The organism is Paenibacillus cremeus (genome assembly GCF_007786445.1).
In the GTDB taxonomy this organism is placed as follows: Bacteria; Bacillota; Bacilli; order Paenibacillales; family NBRC-103111; genus Paenibacillus_G; species Paenibacillus_G cremeus.
Map to the genome: position 1 here is coordinate 43279 of NZ_VNJI01000036.1, position 18067 is coordinate 61345.

Consider the following 18067-nt stretch of genomic DNA (forward strand, 5'->3'; position numbering starts at 1 on the left):
CCTCCTATAATCGAAATGAAAGCGCTACAATGAATAACGTAGCACACAAACGAAATCAGGGGGATGGACTGATGATAAGAAGAGCGCTTACATGGACGTTAACATCGACGCTTGGCCTTAGTTTAGTTCTCGCAGGCTGCACCAGCACTAGCAACACCAACGGAAGCCAACCGGCGGCGAAGGAAACTCCGAAGGACAATAGCACGACCGCCAATAAGGTCACAATCAAAATGATGCATCTGTGGCCGGCTGGGAGCTCGGCAACGCAAAACAAGATTGTAAACGATATCATCAATGAGTACCGAGCGGCAAACCCAAATGTTACGATCGAACAAGAAGTACTTGAAAATGAGCAATACAAAAACAAAATGAAAGTGCTTGCGACTTCCAATGCTCTACCTGACGTTGGCTTCACATGGGCGGCAGGCTACATGGACCCGTATGTCAAAGGCGACATGTTTGCTCCGCTGGACGATTTGCTGCAAGGCGATCTGAAAGACAAATTTGTAAAAGGTACAACGGACGCTTACGCTTTTGGCGGCAAAACGTATGGTCTTCCTGTAGAGCTTAACATCGTGCCGGTTTACTATAATAAAGCCATCTTTGCCAAATATAATCTGACACCGCCCAAAACGTACGACGAGTTTAAAAATATTGTGAAAACGCTTAGCTCTAATGGTGTACAACCCATCGCACTCGGAAACAAAGACCGCTGGACAGGATCGCTGTGGTACATGTATTTGGCAGATCGTATCGCTGGTTCGGATACATTGAAAAATGCGATTAACCGCTCAGGTACTTTCAACGATCCAGGCCTGACTCGCGCTGCTTCTGAAATTCAGCAATTGGTTGACATGAACGCATTCAATAAAGGGTTCAACGGACTTTCCAACGACGAAGGCAAGGCAGAGTTCATGAACAGCAAAGCCGCTATGTACATGATGGGCACATGGGAGCTTCCGAACTACACAACGAATAAAGATGTGAAACAAGAGTTCAAAGACCAAATCGGTTTCTTCAAATTCCCGACTGTCGGCGATGGAAAAGGGAACATAGACAGCTGGGTTGGCGGACCGGGCGTGGGCTTGTTCGTAGCGAACAACTCCAAAGTGAAAGATGAGGCCAAAAAATTCGTCAATTTCTTCGTTCAAAAATGGGGCGAGCACGCGATTTCCGAAGCAGGCGTCATCCCGGCGACGAAAGTAGACACTTCCAAAGTGAAGCTGCCGCAAATGTATATTGACCTACTTAATGAATTAAATAAAGCAAGCAACATCACACTGTTTGCTGACGTACAAATGAAGCCTGCTTCCGCAGAAGTGCATTTGAACATGATTCAAGCGCTGTACGGTAAAGCCGTGACGCCGGAAGATTTCGCAAAGAAGCATGAGGATGCTTTGGCGAAAGAGGCCAAGTAACCGAGGTCATCAAAAGATTAGCCGGAAGGGCATATCGCTCTACTGTGATATGTCCTTTCCCACTATTTTGTAAGAAAGGGGAGTGCCTGGTGTGGATAAAGTCATGTCCAACAAATCCATAATTGCATTATACGTCATTCCCTCATTACTTCTGATTATAGCGCTGATCTATATGCCTATCGTATTGACAGGCTATTACGGATTAATGAAATGGAACGGCGTAGGCAAGATGAGTTTTATCGGTTTGCAAAATTATACAGAGCTGCTTCATGACGAAATGTTCTGGAACAGCGCGAAGCATTCCTTTCTACTTGCCGTTTTCTCGACGCTTAGTCTCATCGTTTATCTTCTCGTCGCGCTCGTCCTTTCTGCGCAAATTCGCGGCGCAAACACGTTTCGAAAAGTATACTTAATTCCGATGCTGCTGTCTTCTGTGGCCATTGCCCAACTATGGTTGAAAATATTTCACCCGACAAACGGCATATTGAATCATATGCTGATGTCATTGGGAATTGAAAATACACCTGAATGGCTTTCGAACCCTTCCATTGTTTTATATGCGATTTTCATCCCGATTTTATGGCAGTATGCAGGATTCTATATTTTGATCTATTATGCAGCTTTGAAAAACGTTCCTTCTTCACTGCTTGAAGCTGCCCGCATAGATGGTGCTAGTCCATGGCGCATCGCGATATCGATACGAGTTCCGCTAATTGCCGAAGTCATGAAAGTAACGGTCGTTCTCGCCGTTGTAGGTTCGCTCAAATATTTTGACTTGATTTACGTGATGACGGGCGGAGGTCCAAACGGTTCCAGTGAAGTAATGGCTTCCTATATGTATATCAAGGCGTTCAAAGAATACGATTTTGGCTATGCCAGCGCAATCGGCTTCTTCCTGCTTGTCATTTGCCTATTTATGACCTGGTTGATCCGTAAAGCAACGACTACCAAAGACAATATCCAATACTCGTAACGCGAGGGAGACCCCGATGAATATCGAAACGATAGAACGGCAGGCGCAGGCTAAAGCAGCGGTGCAAAGCAAGCTTCCCATACAAATCGGATACGGCGTTCTGTATATCCTGTTGACGGTTGTTGCTATATTTCAAATATTTCCGCTCCTTTGGCTGCTGCTGTTTTCTTTGAAAAACAACGAAGAAATATTTAATCTAACTCCTTTTGCACTTCCAGGACGGTTGCACTGGGAGAACTATGAGAAAGTATGGACGCAGGGCCATATTAGCGCTTACTTTTTCAATAGTGTGTGGATGACGGTAACTTCGGTTGCCGTGACAGCATTGTTCGCGAGCTTCGTAACGTTCGCGGTAACGCGAATGAAGTGGAAGCTTCAGTCGTTCGTGCTGGGGCTATTTATGGTGGGACTCATGATTCCGGTGCATTCAACGCTTATCCCGCTGTTCAGCTTATTTACAAAAACCCATCTGACGGATCATCCGCTGTCTCTGATTTTATCTTATATCGCGTTTAACTTGCCCATAACGATCATGATCATGCTCGGTTTTTATTACACGCTACCGCGGGAAGTGGAAGAAGCGGCGATCATGGACGGATGCTCCGTGAATCGTCTATTTTTCAGCATTACACTGCCAATGACGGCCTCGGTCATATCGACCGCCGTGATCATCAATATGATCTACAATTGGAACGAGTTTATTTTCGTCAATACGTTTATTAGTTCGGATAAATACAAAACGCTGACGGTTGGTATCCAAAACTTTATCGGCCAATATACGACGGATTGGGGCGCGATCGGCGCAACGCTGATGATCAGCATTTTGCCAATTCTGCTGGCCTTCGTATTGCTTAGCAACCGGATAGTAGAAGGGATTGCTGCAGGATCTGTCAAAGGATAAAACGAAAGAACTGAGAACGGGGTCAGGGAAGTATTACTTGTCCTATTTAGCGGGTACCACCCATAATAAAGGAACCATCCTAACGCCGACCCGACTGCTACATTTATGGCACCAGGCTTTTGCAGAGATCATATGATCCGTCTTGGCGTGAACCCGGAGCAGCTGCTGGATGCGCGAACAGATGAATGGAGGGCAATGCCTGACATTCGAATAAAACCGATTCCGGCCGCCCACGAGCTGTTGGATTATGATCCGGCACGGAGACACCGGTTTATCGGATACTTGTTGGAACTGAACGGAGTTAAGTTGTACCATGCCTGAGATACAACAGTCTATCCGGGATTAATCGAGTCTCCGAAGGCCGAAGCGATCGAGGTCGGGATGCTGCCGATCAACGGCAGGGATGCATTCCGGACGGACCAAGGAATTATCGCAATATGGATTACAGGGAAGCGGTGGAGTTGGCCGTCAGTACCGGAATGAATACGGTCATACCGATGCATTATGACATGTTCAAAGGAAACGGGTTAAATCCGGGATATTTTTCTAGATCATCTTTACGCCACATATCCGGAGCAGAAAAGCCATATTTTGGACCGATTCGAACGTTTTATCTATGTTTCCCCGACCAATTGGAAATCCGGACAGCAATTTCAAGTCTTGGAGCCAGCGGAATTTGAGGTTTTTCTTAACAACATTATTGTCGGGTGACAAGAATTTTATCTCATTAAATGCCGCGAAAATCGTGGCTTTTTTATTTTATGGGATAAAGTTTTTGTCAAAACGACCGCGCTGATTTGTTTTGTTTTTCGGTGAGCGCATTAATGTATAGAAGTTCTTGTCGTCCGACATTTGTGTTGCAGTAGTAACGGCTTTTCTTTTTTATGTAGGAACTTTCATGTCGTTGCTTAGCGACATAAGAGCTCCTACATAATGCTCAAACGAAGCAAATGTCAGGACATAATAGGGGGAGTGACTTTTAGCACCTATACTGATAACCCTCCCCCCGTGTTGAGGCCATAAATTCGATTCGTTCGCTCATTAAAGCCGATGTTGTTCGGACCGGCGAAGTCCGATTGTTCACCTTCACCTACGGGGATTGTCGCAATCACTTTATTCGTTGTGCCGTTGATGACACGGAGCTTTAAGCTAAATGCGGTAGTTAAGTCGACCTCGATCATACATTTTAGCGGCCTAAGTGACCCATTTAATGTCTGGCAATCATTCTTATAAAAATGTGGAATAAATAACCTTTATCAAATATAATGTAACCATGGTTACACTTTACTGGTGTGGGGGGGATAACTCTTGAGTGAACCGAAGATTCGGGTAGATGCGCAGATTCAAGCCAAAGAAGCAGTATATTCACTTTGGCAAATTATTTTGTATTTTCTTAAGTTAGGTGCAATTGGCTTTGGCGGACCTGTTGCTTTGACTGGTTATATGTATCGAGACCTTGTGGAGAAGAAGGCGTGGATTAGTGAATCCGATTATAAAGATGGCTTAGCATTAGCACAGCTTGCACCAGGTCCATTAGCGGCACAATTGGCAATATATTTGGGTTATGTTCAATATCGTGTTCTTGGAGCGACTCTGGCTGGTTTTGCCTTTGTTATTCCGTCTTTTTTGATGGTTATTATCTTGGGGTGGGCATATGTTGCATTCGGAGGCTTGGCATGGATGCAGGCTGTATTCTATGCAGTTGGAGCAAGTGTTATTGGTATCATAGCGTTTAGCGCTTTTAAATTGACAACGAAAACTATAGGTAAGGATCGGCTCCTTTGGGCTATCTTCCTCGTTGCTGGATTAGTTACCGTTATCACCGAATCCGAAAATGTGTTATTGTTTCTTGGAGCGGGTATTCTTTATTGGTTGGTCAAGGCACCGCCCAAAAGCTTTTGGAAAAAGACAAACTTAAATAGTATTGCTGTGCTTCCATTGGTCTCGGCGTTTGGAATAATGAGTACGACAGAGTCCAGTACATTATGGAGAATATTTACGTTTTTCGCGAAGGCGGGAACGTTTGTCTTTGGTAGTGGGTTAGCAATCGTTCCTTTTCTATATAGTGGCGTTGTAAAGGAATATGGTTGGTTAAATGCACAGCAATTTGTTGATGCCGTTGCTGTTGCCATGATTACCCCAGGTCCAGTCGTTATCACCACAGGATTTATCGGTTACTTGGTTGACGGGTTTACAGGAGCTAGTGTCGCAGCTTTGGCTACATTTTTCCCATGCTACTTGTTAACGGTTATTCCTGCGCCATTTTTTAAGAAGTATGGAAAGCTACCTGGTATCAATGCCTTTGTAAATGGTGTAACCGCAGCTGCCACAGGAGCAATTAGTGGCGCTGTTATCGTGCTGGGTCAACGTTCGATTATTGATATTCCAACAGCGTTATTCGCGATTATTACATTGGCTTTGCTGTGGAAGAGTAAGAAGGTTTCGGAACCGCTCATTATTCTGGTAGCCGCTGTGGTCGGCATACTTGTTTATCCGTTAATGCATTAGACTCAGGTGGTGGTTTCATGCAATCTTGGCTGCATCTCCTTTATAAAATTTCTCGAAATCCAACTGCGCGGCGGGTGTATATTTGGCGTAAGTTCGGAACTTGGTCATCGTGTAAAAGAAGCGATCATTGAGGCAAGAGGAGGCTTCCAGAAGTCAATTGGGTTACCACTGTATTCACTGAAGCCCTTCAATATAACTCATTTCGATTGGTACATTGGTGGAGAAGAAGCATATCAGGACACTGGGGGAGGCAATTTTGAACCCTTGTTCCAAGGTGAGATATATGGAATGAAGGGGCAAGCCTCAGCGACATTCTGAAATTAAGCAAGAACTTGATCTCATTAATTGCCGCATAAAATGCGGCTTTTTTGTTTTATGGGATCAAGTTCTTGTCAAATTTCAATGAAAAGAACTTGATCCCATTCCCGATTTTGACAAGAACATTTTCTCATTCCCGACAATACCTATCAAAGGTATACTGAAGATACGTCAGCGATCGTCGGAGGGAGGGTATAGTAATTCCTCTTTGTCAGCAGGTTTTTAATGGTTGAGGGGTATCTAGGGCTTGTTGCTAAAATGGCAATAGCATCAATGACGGGATAGAGGGTGCAGGTGTGGGAGGACTTTTTATATGTGGTTTAAAAGGAGCTATTTGCCAAATTATTGATCGGTATGCTCATCTCGGCCGTCATTCCTTTAACCTTGTCGATTATTATTTTCGTATAAAACCACCTCGCGTTCGGCTAGAGCGGCAGGTGATCGAGCTCAATCAGAATACCCTGAATGGCACAATGAAAGAATTAATCGCGTCCGGGAATGTTCTGACCGACTTTGGTTAAACTAAGGTAGTTAAAGATCCATTTGCCGGAGGTAAAAAACATGTTGCTCGCGCAAATAAATGGCTGCACGATTCACTATGATGTTGCGGGGAAAGGGACACCGATCATTTTTGTTCATCCGCCGTTATTAACTAGCGAAAACTTTTATTATCAAAAAAAACAGCTCTCAGACCGATTCCAAACCATAACATTTGATATCCGTGGTCACGGATTGAGTTCGCCTTCTAAAGAGCCATTAACTTATCAACGGATCGTTCAAGATATGGTTTTGATTCTTGAAGAATTACATATTAAAGAGGCCCATGTTTGTGGCTACTCCGCGGGCGGAACAATTGCACTTGAAGCGCTGCTTGCTTTTCCTGAACGCTTCGTTAGCGGTATCATTGTAAGCGGAATGTCGGAAATGACAGATTGGCTAAACCGTACGAGAGTAATGGTTGCTATGATGTTTTCAAGTCTAAATCTGAAATCAATCCTTTCTGCCTCTGTTTCCGGGACTAACGGAGATAATATGGTAACTCGCCACAAGTTGCATATTGCAGCTGTAAAGGGCGATATAAAGAATATATATCAGTATTATGCTTGCTGCTTGAAATACAGCTGTACAAAGAGGCTCAAAGAAATTAAAGCACCGGTGCTTATCCTTTACGGTGAAAAGGACACCCGCCCTTTCCATAATTATGCGGAAATTCTTCATGCTAATTTGATACACAGTACACTCCATAAAATTGAAGGAACAGGGCACCAAATCCCGACAAAAGCGTCGCTTGTTATGAACGAACTACTGCGACTTTGGGTTGAAAGCATAGAAAATATAGACAATGAGTGGCAGAATGAGCATAATAAAAGGTCGGTTCCAGAAAATGTTGAGGAACAATTCGTATACGATACCAATGATCTGTACGAAAGGAAAGAAGAATGATAAGGCTGGAAAAACTGCTTTCCGAACTAATGCAATTTACAGCCGAGCTTGAAAAAAGTTGTGGCTGCAGCAGTGTACGTAGTTAAAGCGAGCCGCAAACAAGCAACAACTGTAGGACGACAAGAACATTTGTGCATTAGTAGCCGCGCTCTGCGCGTTTTTTTTATTTATGGATAAATGTTTTTGGCTTTTTCTGGGACAAGAACTTATATCCTTAGCCGCGGCCAGTCTAAGTAGGGCATATGTAATAAAATGAAGGTGCCCGTGTCGTTAAGAAACGGGAGGATACCCTCTGCTGAACAGGTTATTGCAGAGTGCGGTACGAGCCTTTTTTTGGATTTAAAGTACGGTTAACGTCAAAATAGAAATTCATACCCCTCCAGAACATATTCAGCAATCTTACGAGGGTTATCTATACGATAAGCACGATTGTTGAATAGCGGAACCACGTTCCTCATTGAGCCACTCACCGCGCATAAACCCGTGTACGCTTATAGAAAAAGCAGCGGCAGTCCGGGCCATAGCCCTGGATTGCCGCTGCTTTTTGATTACTATTAAATGACTCGTTTGGCGCCTACGTATTTTGATCCCCAGTAGTTGCTCGATAACGAATCGATATGAATACCGCGAGATGAGGTGGCTGAAATAAATGAATTATCTCCGACATAGATACCGACATGGCTCGTTGATTTGCTAATTTTGAAGAAGACCAAGTCTCCCGGTTTCAAGTCTGAAGACGATATGGAGCTTCCAGACTCGTCCAGCATCTCGACCGAAGTTCTTGGCACATCGATTCCTTGCTGGTTGAACACATAACTGATAAATCCTGAGCAATCGAAGCCTGAAGGCGTTGTGCCTCCCCATACATACGGAACACCTATGTACTGTTTGGCGGTGTTAATGAGCTTTTCGGACGGGGTAGTCTGAGCCTGAACCGGTGCTGGTGCTGGTGCCCACCATGCTGGGGCATGGAATTTTCCGTCCTTGCAAATGATCGCGATGCCATTATGCTCATCCCATTGCACATTCGTTCCAAAGCTCTCGGAAATGAATCGTATCGGCAAAAATACTTTTCCATCCTTGAATTGGGCCGGTGACGACATCTTCTTCGAATTGCCGTTTACTTCTGCATCTGCAGATCCGCTTTTGACTTTAATGATTTGATTGTCGCTTTGAAGTACGATTTGGATCTCTGACCCGTTCTTGCTCCAATCAATCTTGTAACCCATTTGATCGGCGACGGGACGGATCGGTACTTGCATATCCCCGTTATCGTCGATGAATGGTGTTGCACCCGAGACGATGGTATCGTTGATCTGCAGCTTGACTCCGAATTGAGCGGAATAAGCATGTGCAGAATTTGAATGAAGCACGGCGCCGGTAGCCCAAATTGCGCATGACAAAATAAAGGTTTTACCCGGGTGTTTCACAAAGATCTCCTCCACAGAGCCTCCGAGGTTAGTTGACGGGTTCGGGAGAGGGTTCCCTAGCTCTCCGGTAAATAGCCGGAAAATACATTCACCCCATTAAGAAGTCCCCCGTAACGGTCCTTATACGACCGTATTCGGCATAATCTTGTATCTTTTTCCTTGGTATAAATTAGCACAAGAGGCAAACGGTTTCAACCTATAAAATATTACAGTTTTGCCAATGACTCAAGAGCATACGCATCTCTGGGTGTCAAAATTAGGAACCGGGGCGGGGGGCCTGCAAGCCTTATGGATGTCGGGTGACAAGAAATTATCTCATTAATGGCCGCGAAAATCGCGGCTTTTTGTTTAATCAGATAAAGTTCTTGTCAAAACCAAATGACAAGAACTTTATCACATTCCCGATTTTTGACAAGAACTTGATCTCATTCCCGACGGTTGGCAGGGAGTCTCTTGATGTGTAACGAATAACCTTACTGAAATCTACCCCATCGGGGGGATATAATTATCTAAAAGTGAATTTTTGGTATTGGGGGGGAATCTTTTGACAATTTTTGCATTAGCATCAGACGGGTTGTCGGGACCTAGCGTAACCCGTTGCTAAATGGATCATTTTAGAAACAGAGCTTTCCCAGCGCCGCGGCGATCGAGCAAGAGAAAGAAGACGTCTTGGTGTTTTGGCAGCGGCTCAGAAGGGAAATCGAACGAACGAATGATGACGTTTCCTGGCTAAACCATGTTCCATAGCACAAGAATTAAGGTGAAAGATGAAAGGAACGTGAACAAGTATATGAGAATGGCATTTGGTGAAGTCGTATTAGCTATTGATGACACCCTAAAATCAAATGAGATATTTTTACAAAACTGCAACCCTGATAATAACGATGTATTCGACAATGCGACTAATTCCATAAGTGGAAGTATTATAACGCTTCGGAGGGGAGGAATAAGTAAAAAAATTTCTTTTGATGCGGATTGTGAAGCATAGGGAGGATTCAATATTTTATTTGTTACTCCTAAACACTTTGATCCTGAATTTGATACTAGCCCAAAAACTGCGAAATTTTTCGGTCTTGAAGAAAAGTTATATGTTCTTAATTTTAATCGAACAACTAAAGTTCTGGAAATTATAAGCCCAGGAGCAAAATAAGGGAGAGAAGGTTTTGGGTTTTGTCGAGTTCTTGTCATTTATAGGATCAAGTTTTTGTCAAATTTCAATGACAAGAACTTGATCCCATTTCCGATTTTGAAAAAAACATTATCTCTTTCCCGATTTACGCCGAAACAAAAGCAAAACCGCTGCAAACTCGGATCGAGCGGCTGAAGTGCGTGATTGCGATTCATATGGAGATGACTACTCAGACAGAGGCGATAAACAAAACACAAACGAACATAAAAAGAAATATTCACACATGATAAAAATAGCGTTATACTACAAATTAGACCGGGAACACAAGCTGAACATTAGGGGGATGAAATGTAAGCGCTTAAACGAAAGTGGAGCTATTGATCCAGAAGCATCATTTTTAACCTGTAGGAGGTAGCACATGGGATCTCATGGAATCCAGAAAAAGCTCAGCCTGTTGCTTTGTATTTCACTGCTCTTATCGCTGATTATCCCGCTAGTTCAACCGAAAACCGTCTACGCCGCACTGAGTTACCCTCTCCAGGACACGTTTGAAAGCTATGGCACGACAGGACAAGCCGGGTCAATCGCGCCCATTGGGACCGCTGTTACTGCCGCTCAGCCATGGAAAAACGATTTTGGCAGCGGCGCTTGGACGATAGACGAGGAGACGATTCCCGGGACGGCGAACAAGAACCATTACATGAAACAGACCACCGCGAACGCCGCTGTCATCACCGATGACTATTGGGGGCAGAGCAACCCTGAGATCACGAGCTCGAGCATTACCGTTTCGGGCAAGGTGAAGGTTACCGGTGGAACGAGCATCTACGCCGGGATTATCGCCAGGTATGCGCCGGTGGGGAGCAGTTTAAATTACTACCGGTTTAATGCGAAGAAGAATTCCAGCTCGTACCAATTTTATATTGAAAAAGCGTACGGCACGACCGGTAACTCCAAGACCACGGTGCCTCAAACACCGGGAACGACCAATGCCAGCGGCGTCTCCATTCCGAATACCAGCTTGACGTCGTCGTTTGACAGCTTGGGCTACCTGCCTTTGAAAATGAACGTTATCAACAATCCGGATGGCAGCGTTCTGCTTGAATGCTACTACGGCAACACACTGGTCCTGTCTGCTACGGATCCGGTGAATGCAACGCCTTACTTGTCTGGCCAAGTCGGCTTGTATACCAATGCGGGAGCGACCGCTTTTGACGACCTCCAGGCTACGCCATATGCACCACCGGTGGTCACTCCCGCGGTTACCAAGGTCGACGGCGACAGCTCGGCGGATCTGATGTGGACGGTAGCGCTGGGCAATAGCTATGATGTGAAGCGCAAAGGACCGGGCGAAAGCACGTATACGGTTGTGGCTGCCGACGTGGCACACGGCGCATTGCCAGGACCTTTTACTTATACGGCTTCGGGCTTAACGAACAGCGCAACCTACAGCTTCATCGTCACCGCAAGAAACGATAGCGGCCAGTCGGCCGATTCTGCATCCATCGATGTTACACCGCAACCTCTGACGACGCCTCCAGGTGCTCCTGCCTCTTTATCCGCATCCCAGATCAACAATAATGTGACGCTGCAATGGCCTAGTGTCAATGGATCCAAATCCTATAACGTTTATCGCAGCACGGCTGCCGGAGGACCATTCAATACACCGCTGGCTACGGGAATCGGACAGGGAGTGATCAGCCCCACCTTGTCCTACACCGATAACGGCTTAACCCAAGGGATCTACTACTATATCGTGACCGGCGTCAATCCGATCGGCGAAGGCAGCCCCTCGCCTACGGCGGCTATTGGAGTCAATCCTCCAGCACCGCCTGCCTCCATCACGACTACCTTACCAGGAACCGGCAGTGTCAGACTGTCTTGGACGGCTTCGTCCAATGCTTCAAGCTACAATGTCAAAATCGCCGCAACTTCGGGCGGACCCTACACGCAAGTCAATACCACTCCAATCACCTCAACGAATTTCACCGTATCGAATCTGAACGTATCTCAAACGTATTATTTTAAGCTCAGCGCCGTCAATGCCGTTGGAGAAGGAGCCGACAGTGCCGCGATCAGCGCAGTGCCCGATGTGGTCGTAAAACCGCCGGTCCACAACTCGACGGAGTTAAATGCTGCGCTCGCTGCAGCGGTAGCAGGAGATGTGATCGTTCTCGAGGACGGCAGCTACACCTCCAGCGTTTCCATTAACGGTCTCAATGGCACGGCGGACAATCCGATCGTCATCAAGGCCAAAAACAAAGGCATGGCCAAATTCAACACAAACGGCATGCTGCTGACCAATTCTTCGTATATCACGATTCAAGATATGGAGTTTTCGACGCCGGCGAGCACATGGATTCGATTAACCGGGTCCAACCATATCCGGATCACGAACAATTATTTTCATTCGCCTAGCACTGTCTCTGCTTCTGGCTCCTCGCTTTGGATCTTGATTGACGGGGCGAACAGCCATCATAACCGAATTGATCATAACTTGATGGAAAACAAACTGGATCAAGGGAAATTCATCGAATTTGACGGCGTCAGCTCGGGAACCGGCAGGCCTTATGAAATCACACAATATGACCTTGTGGAATACAACATTTTCCGCAACACGCTGTCTCGCCAGCCGAATGAATCGGAGAGCATCCGCTTGGGTGTTTCGCAATTGTCCATTTACGACGCGCATGCAACGATTCAGTACAACATCTTCGACCATTGCGATGCCGACCCCGAGATCGTTTCGGTCAAAAGCGGGGCCAACACGATCCGCTACAACTATTTCATCGAATCGCTGGGGACGCTTTCGTTACGGCAAGGCAATAATTCCAGCGTCTATGGGAACTATTTTATCGGGAATAACCGTATTGTGCCGGGAGATACACCGGGAAGTGATCCATTAGGTACCGGCGGTATTCGCATTTACGGGGAAAATCATAAGATTTATAACAACTATTTCCAATCCTTAACGGGATCCAAATGGGATGCCCCGATCACCATTACCACCGGCGAAAAAGACGACATTATGAACAATCTGAGTTCGTTGAGTGCCCACTTTATTGCCAAAAATATTACGCTGGCGAACAACACGCTGGTGAATAACGGGGCCAGCATCGAGCTTGGATATGAGCGGTATGGAATGGCGCCGCAAAATATTAATTTTGCCAACAATTTGGTCGTCGGGTCGCAAAAGGAATTGATCAAAATCATGACTCCGCCCGTGAATCTGACGTGGCAGGGGAACATGATGTTCCCGCAAAACGGCGTTCCACTGATCACCGGCACCCCCGCTTCTCTGACGAATGCACAAGTGGCTATCGTGAATCCTCTGATGAAGGATGCCACACTGCAGCTGTCGCAGTCGGATTACTCTTGGCTGTGGCGGGATGACAGCTATGCCAGACTGCGTACGATCCCATACAAAAAGCTGAGCGGCGCGAGTCCGGCGATTGATGCTTCTACAGGGACTTACGAGTTCGTTACGGAAGATATGGAGCATGAAGCGCGCGTGGGGATTCCAGACGTAGGTGCAGACGAGTATTCGGGCGGAAGTGGGGCAGACCTTACTCCTCCGGCATGGACAGCGGGTCAGCCTCTAGCTTTATCGGCGGTGAAGCCTCGGCAAATCCAGTTGCAGTGGCAGGCTGCGACGGATGACACCAGCATCGTTGCGTACAACATTTATCAGAATAATGCGTTGATCGATTCGGTGTTCGGAGATGTGCTGAGCTACACCGCCCGGAGCCTGCAGCCGGGGACGGCTTACTCGTTCAAAATCGAAGCGGTCGACGAGGGCAATTACAAGGCGGTAAGCAATACGGTAACCGGTACGACACCTTCTTTAACGGGTGTGAGTGTCTCCGGCGTACCGGCGGAGATCGCACTGGGAGGCTCGACGAAGCAGCTGATCGTTACCGGTCAATTCTCGGATGCCTCCACCGAAGATGATACGGTTGGTGCTACCTTCACTAGCTCTAATCTAAACGCTTTGACGGTCTCGGCCAGTGGGGCGGTCACGGCTGTAGGCCAAGGAAGCTCGAACCTTACGGCTTCGTATCAAGGAATCACCTCACTGCCGCTTACGATAACGGTCAAACCGTCCGGTCAAGTCGTTCAGGTGGTGGACGCGGACACGTACGTAGACGGGGTCACGGCAGCCAATGCCGACACCAACTACAATAGCCAGCCGGAGCTGCTGATCAAAAATTCGGGCGGCCGCCGCGACGGCTACCTGAAGGTGACACTACCATCGATCGTCGATCCGGTCGATTCCGTCAAGTTGCGGCTGTATACGGGAACGGTCGATTCGGGCGCTGATCTGCAGGTGTATGGTCTCGTGAACGATGCATGGGATCCGGCCGCCATTACATATAACAATCAGCCTGATGAGAGTCTGAGCGACGTCTATTTGGGAAAAGTGGCTCCGCTCACCTCCAACAGCGCTGTGACTTTCGATGTTACCAAGTTTTATCGCGCAAATGCGGATTCTGTCCTGAGCTTCCGAATTCGCATGTCGGCAGCGGACTTAACCGCTCGTGTGAAAACACTTGAAGGCACTGATATTAATCAAGCGCCCGCTTTGATCTATACCACCATCTCTAATCAAGCTCCGTTGCCGGGGTTAGATGCACCTACAGGGTTAAGTGCGCAGGCCTCAGACGCCAAAGTGACGTTGACGTGGAACGGTGTATCCGGTGCGACAAGCTACAACATCCTTCGGAGCACGACTAGCGGGAGCGGGTATGCCCAAGCTGGCACCAGTGGAACGACTAGCTTTACGGACAGCTCGGTGAACAATGCGACAACGTATTATTATGTTGTTCAAGCGACGGACTCCGTATCGGTCAGTCCGAACTCGGTTCAGGTCAGTGCGAAGCCTCAGGCCAGCGTGTCTGGGACACTTGGCCTTCTGCCCAGCGACGACGTGGTCATCGATCAATCCAGTCCGACGACGGTGTACAATACGATGACCTCCGGATCCTCCGTAGCCGGAAACTTCAACATCCGCCGAACGTCCAGCTCTCAGCGTATTGCCTTTTATCGCTTCAATGTAGCGGACGCTGCGTCGGTTTCCGAAGCCCGCTTCCGGATTGTCGGCAAAATCAATACCGCTACACCTACGCCGCCTACCTTGCAGCTTTATGGCACGACGCTGGATGGCGCTTGGACGGAGAATGATTTTACATGGAACCAAAGCTCCTCGTATCAAACCGGAGGGAATGTCACCGGTGTTGGTACGACGGCGTTCCTTCTGGGCAGTCTCGCCTTGCCGGCGAACAACGCCAGCTACAACGAATATGTGGTGGATGTGACCAGCTTTGTTAGAACATATGGGCTCGATGGCAAGGTCACGTTTATGCTGCTGGAGCCGTCGGGGGCCAATGTCAGCACGACGTTTTACTCGAAAGAGTCGCAAGCGTCCACATACCCCGGAACCTCGCCTTATCCGGAGCTGCGGATCGTGACAAGCTCGGCTCCCAGTGCTCCTGGCGCACCAACCGGGTTAAACGGCACGGCCGGCAGCGGTCAAGTCACCCTCAGCTGGACGGCACCTGCCGGTTCGACGGTGACAAGCTATAACGTCAAGCGTAGTACAGGCGACGGTGCATACACCGTTGTGGCCAGTAATCTGACGTCGCTTACCTATACGGATAAGGGGTTAACGAATGGGGTGGCTTACACGTATGTCGTAAGCGCGGTGAATGGCATCGGAGAGGGTGCGAATTCTACTTCGGTTACTTCCACACCGACACCACCTGCGACGGTTCCTAGCGCACCGACCGGTTTAACCGCGGTGGGCGGCAGCAGCAGAATCAGCTTATCCTGGCAGCAAGTAGACGATGCTACGAGTTATTCGATTTGGCGCAGTACGGTAAATGGAAGTGGGTATGTCCAAGTCGGGACGACCAGCGTAGCTTCATACAGTGACCTCACGGTTATCAATAGCATCCCTTATTATTACGTCGTTCAGGCGGTCAACGAGGTCGGGGCAAGTGTGAATTCAGCGCAAGTCAGCGCGATTGCCGTCGTTCCGCCAGGTGGAAACTTCGATCTGTCCCACTGGAAGCTGACCCTGCCAGACCAAGGGGCATCGGAAATTTCCGCTGCGCAGCTTCAAGCCGGGTACTCTGGACCGTACTTCTACACCGATCCGCAGGATGGTGCGATGACCTTCTGGGCTCCGGTGAATGGAGGCACAACGAGCGGGTCGAGCTACCCGCGTTCGGAATTACGGGAGATGATCAATCCGACCGACGATAACGTCAACTGGTCGTGGCTAGGCAACCATACGATGACCGCCACCGAGAGAGTGACTGTTGTTCCGTCAACCGGGAAAGTCATCGCCCTGCAAATTCATGGCGTGACCGCATCCGGAGGCAGCGCGTCGCCGCTGGTTAAGATGCAGTACGATAGCAACAAGCACGCGGTGGATTTTTTAGTCAAAGCATTGGCGGCGGGTGGCAGTGACATCCATTATGTGTTTAACGGTATCCAAGTCGGGGATTCGTACTCGGCCCAAATTCAAGTCGTTAACGGCGTACTTTACATGACGGTCAACGGCGTGACGCAATCCCATGATTTCATTGCGGCTGACCCGAATTGGAAAGACGTGCTGTTCTACTTCAAAGCCGGAGCCTATACGCAGGATAATGTTGGGGACAGCTCTGAAGGCGGCATGGTCAAAATCTACAGCCTGAACGTCACGCATCAAGCGGCCCTGCCACCGGCAGCTCCTGAAGGGTTAACCGCAGCGCTGGGCAGCGGTCAAGTGGGCTTAAGCTGGACGCCGGTTAGTGGCGCGACCAGCTACACCGTCTTGCGCAGCACGACGAGCGGAAGCGGGTATACCGTGATTGGAACCAGCCTGACGGGTTCATACACGGATGCAGCAGTCGCCAGCGGCACGACCTATTATTATGCTGTTACCGCTTCGAGTGCGGCGGGCACCAGCGGGTTGTCTGCAGAACAATCCGCCACTTTGCCTCCCGCCGATACGACGGCGCCAATGACAACGGACGATGCGCCTCAAGGCTGGGTGAACCATGACGTCGTCGTTCATCTCACGGCGTCTGACCTAGGCTCGGGGGTAGCCGATGTGTTTTATACGGTCGATAGTTCCGTGCGTCAGACGGGAACCCAGGTCACACTGAACACGGAAGGTGTGCATACGATCACCTACTGGAGCGTTGACCGGGCAGGCAATAGTGAAGCTGTAAAGGCTACCACCGTTCGCATCGACAAAACGCCATCCGAGCCGACCGCCTCGGCCAGTACCGTAAACGGTCAGAATGGCTGGTACACGTCCGATCCTGCCGTCACCCTGACTGCAACCGATGCTTTGTCAGGAGTTCAGCGAATTCGCTATCGGGTGGATAACGGCGTATGGGCTGATTATTCCCAGCCCGTGACGATTTCAACGGAAGGCATTCATTCGTTCGAGTACAAATCAATGGACAACGCAGGGAATGAATCGGCGGTCCATGCGATGCCCATCAAGCTTGATAAAACCGGGCCTAGCTTAACCGTCAGCGTGGATCCAGTGGTATTGTGGCCGGCCAATCATAAGCTGGTTACGGTGAATGCTGCTGTCTATGCTTCGGATAGTATTAGCTCCTTAGCCGGAGTAGTATTAACTTCAATCACCGTGAATGAGCCGGGAGCCGATGAGGACATTCAAGGAGCGCAATACGGAACCTTGGATCTGTCCTTTAGCCTTCGCGCCGAAAAGCCGGATGTTGTATCGGAGCGCATTTACTCCATCACGTACACGGCAACCGATCAGGCAGGGAATAAGAAGTCTGTCTCCGTTGTCGTCAAAGTCCCACGTAATAACTCAGGCAATTAGTATGAGTAACCCCTTCATTCCGATGAAGGGGTTATTTTGGTTATTGGCGTGCCCAGCTAAGCACGCATCTTCTAGCCGTGCAAGTCCGTCACGGGAGG

General features: G+C 48.2%; 10 protein-coding genes and 1 riboswitch. Of the genes, 8 read left to right on the forward strand and 2 right to left on the reverse strand.

Going from position 1 to position 18067, the window contains the following annotated elements; all coding sequences use genetic code 11:
- Window positions 1-71 precede the first annotated feature (71 nt).
- The 4 genes from FPZ49_RS23580 (at window position 72) to FPZ49_RS23595 (ending at window position 3613) form a co-directional block, all read left to right on the forward strand.
- A complete protein-coding gene (locus tag FPZ49_RS23580) occupies window positions 72-1418 on the forward strand; it encodes an extracellular solute-binding protein (protein WP_144851679.1) in 1347 nt (448 codons plus the stop codon).
- A gap of 91 nt (window positions 1419-1509) precedes the next feature.
- Window positions 1510-2391, forward strand: coding sequence for a carbohydrate ABC transporter permease (locus FPZ49_RS23585; RefSeq protein ID WP_144851681.1), 882 nt, complete (start codon window positions 1510-1512; stop codon window positions 2389-2391).
- A 31-nt stretch (window positions 2392-2422) separates the two neighbouring features.
- Complete coding sequence (locus FPZ49_RS23590) at window positions 2423-3292, forward strand: carbohydrate ABC transporter permease (RefSeq protein ID WP_391563858.1); 870 nt, start codon at window positions 2423-2425, stop codon at window positions 3290-3292.
- A 132-nt stretch (window positions 3293-3424) separates the two neighbouring features.
- Window positions 3425-3613: a hypothetical protein gene (locus tag FPZ49_RS23595; RefSeq protein ID WP_144851684.1), complete on the forward strand. Its 189-nt coding sequence runs from the start codon at window positions 3425-3427 to the stop codon at window positions 3611-3613.
- A gap of 665 nt (window positions 3614-4278) precedes the next feature.
- Here FPZ49_RS23595 and FPZ49_RS36450 read toward each other — a convergent pair.
- Window positions 4279-4473 carry a hypothetical protein gene (locus FPZ49_RS36450; protein WP_222429958.1) on the reverse strand — a complete coding sequence of 65 codons (195 nt, stop codon included), beginning with the start codon at window positions 4471-4473 and terminating at the stop codon, window positions 4279-4281.
- A 127-nt stretch (window positions 4474-4600) separates the two neighbouring features.
- On the opposite strand from FPZ49_RS36450, the gene FPZ49_RS23600 reads away from it, so the two are divergent.
- Window positions 4601-5800: a chromate transporter gene (locus FPZ49_RS23600; RefSeq protein ID WP_144851686.1), complete on the forward strand. Its 1200-nt coding sequence runs from the start codon at window positions 4601-4603 to the stop codon at window positions 5798-5800.
- An 879-nt stretch (window positions 5801-6679) separates the two neighbouring features.
- Window positions 6680-7561, forward strand: a complete 882-nt coding sequence (locus FPZ49_RS23605) for an alpha/beta fold hydrolase (protein ID WP_144851688.1) — start codon at window positions 6680-6682, stop codon at window positions 7559-7561.
- 554 nt (window positions 7562-8115) lie between these two features.
- Here the strand turns inward: FPZ49_RS23605 and FPZ49_RS23610 are convergent.
- Window positions 8116-8991, reverse strand: a complete 876-nt coding sequence (locus FPZ49_RS23610) for a C40 family peptidase (protein ID WP_261381567.1) — start codon at window positions 8989-8991, stop codon at window positions 8116-8118.
- A gap of 2 nt (window positions 8992-8993) precedes the next feature.
- A riboswitch (cyclic di-AMP (ydaO/yuaA leader) is annotated at window positions 8994-9141 on the reverse strand.
- 628 nt (window positions 9142-9769) lie between these two features.
- Here FPZ49_RS23610 and FPZ49_RS23615 point away from each other — a divergent pair.
- The gene (locus tag FPZ49_RS23615) at window positions 9770-9979 is read left to right on the forward strand and encodes a hypothetical protein (RefSeq protein ID WP_144851690.1); all 210 of its coding nucleotides are present in this window, start codon (window positions 9770-9772) and stop codon (window positions 9977-9979) included.
- A gap of 559 nt (window positions 9980-10538) precedes the next feature.
- Window positions 10539-17969 (forward strand): polysaccharide lyase family 7 protein, encoded by a 7431-nt coding sequence (locus FPZ49_RS23620; protein ID WP_144851692.1) that lies wholly within the window; start codon window positions 10539-10541, stop codon window positions 17967-17969.
- Window positions 17970-18067: the final 98 nt, after the last annotated feature.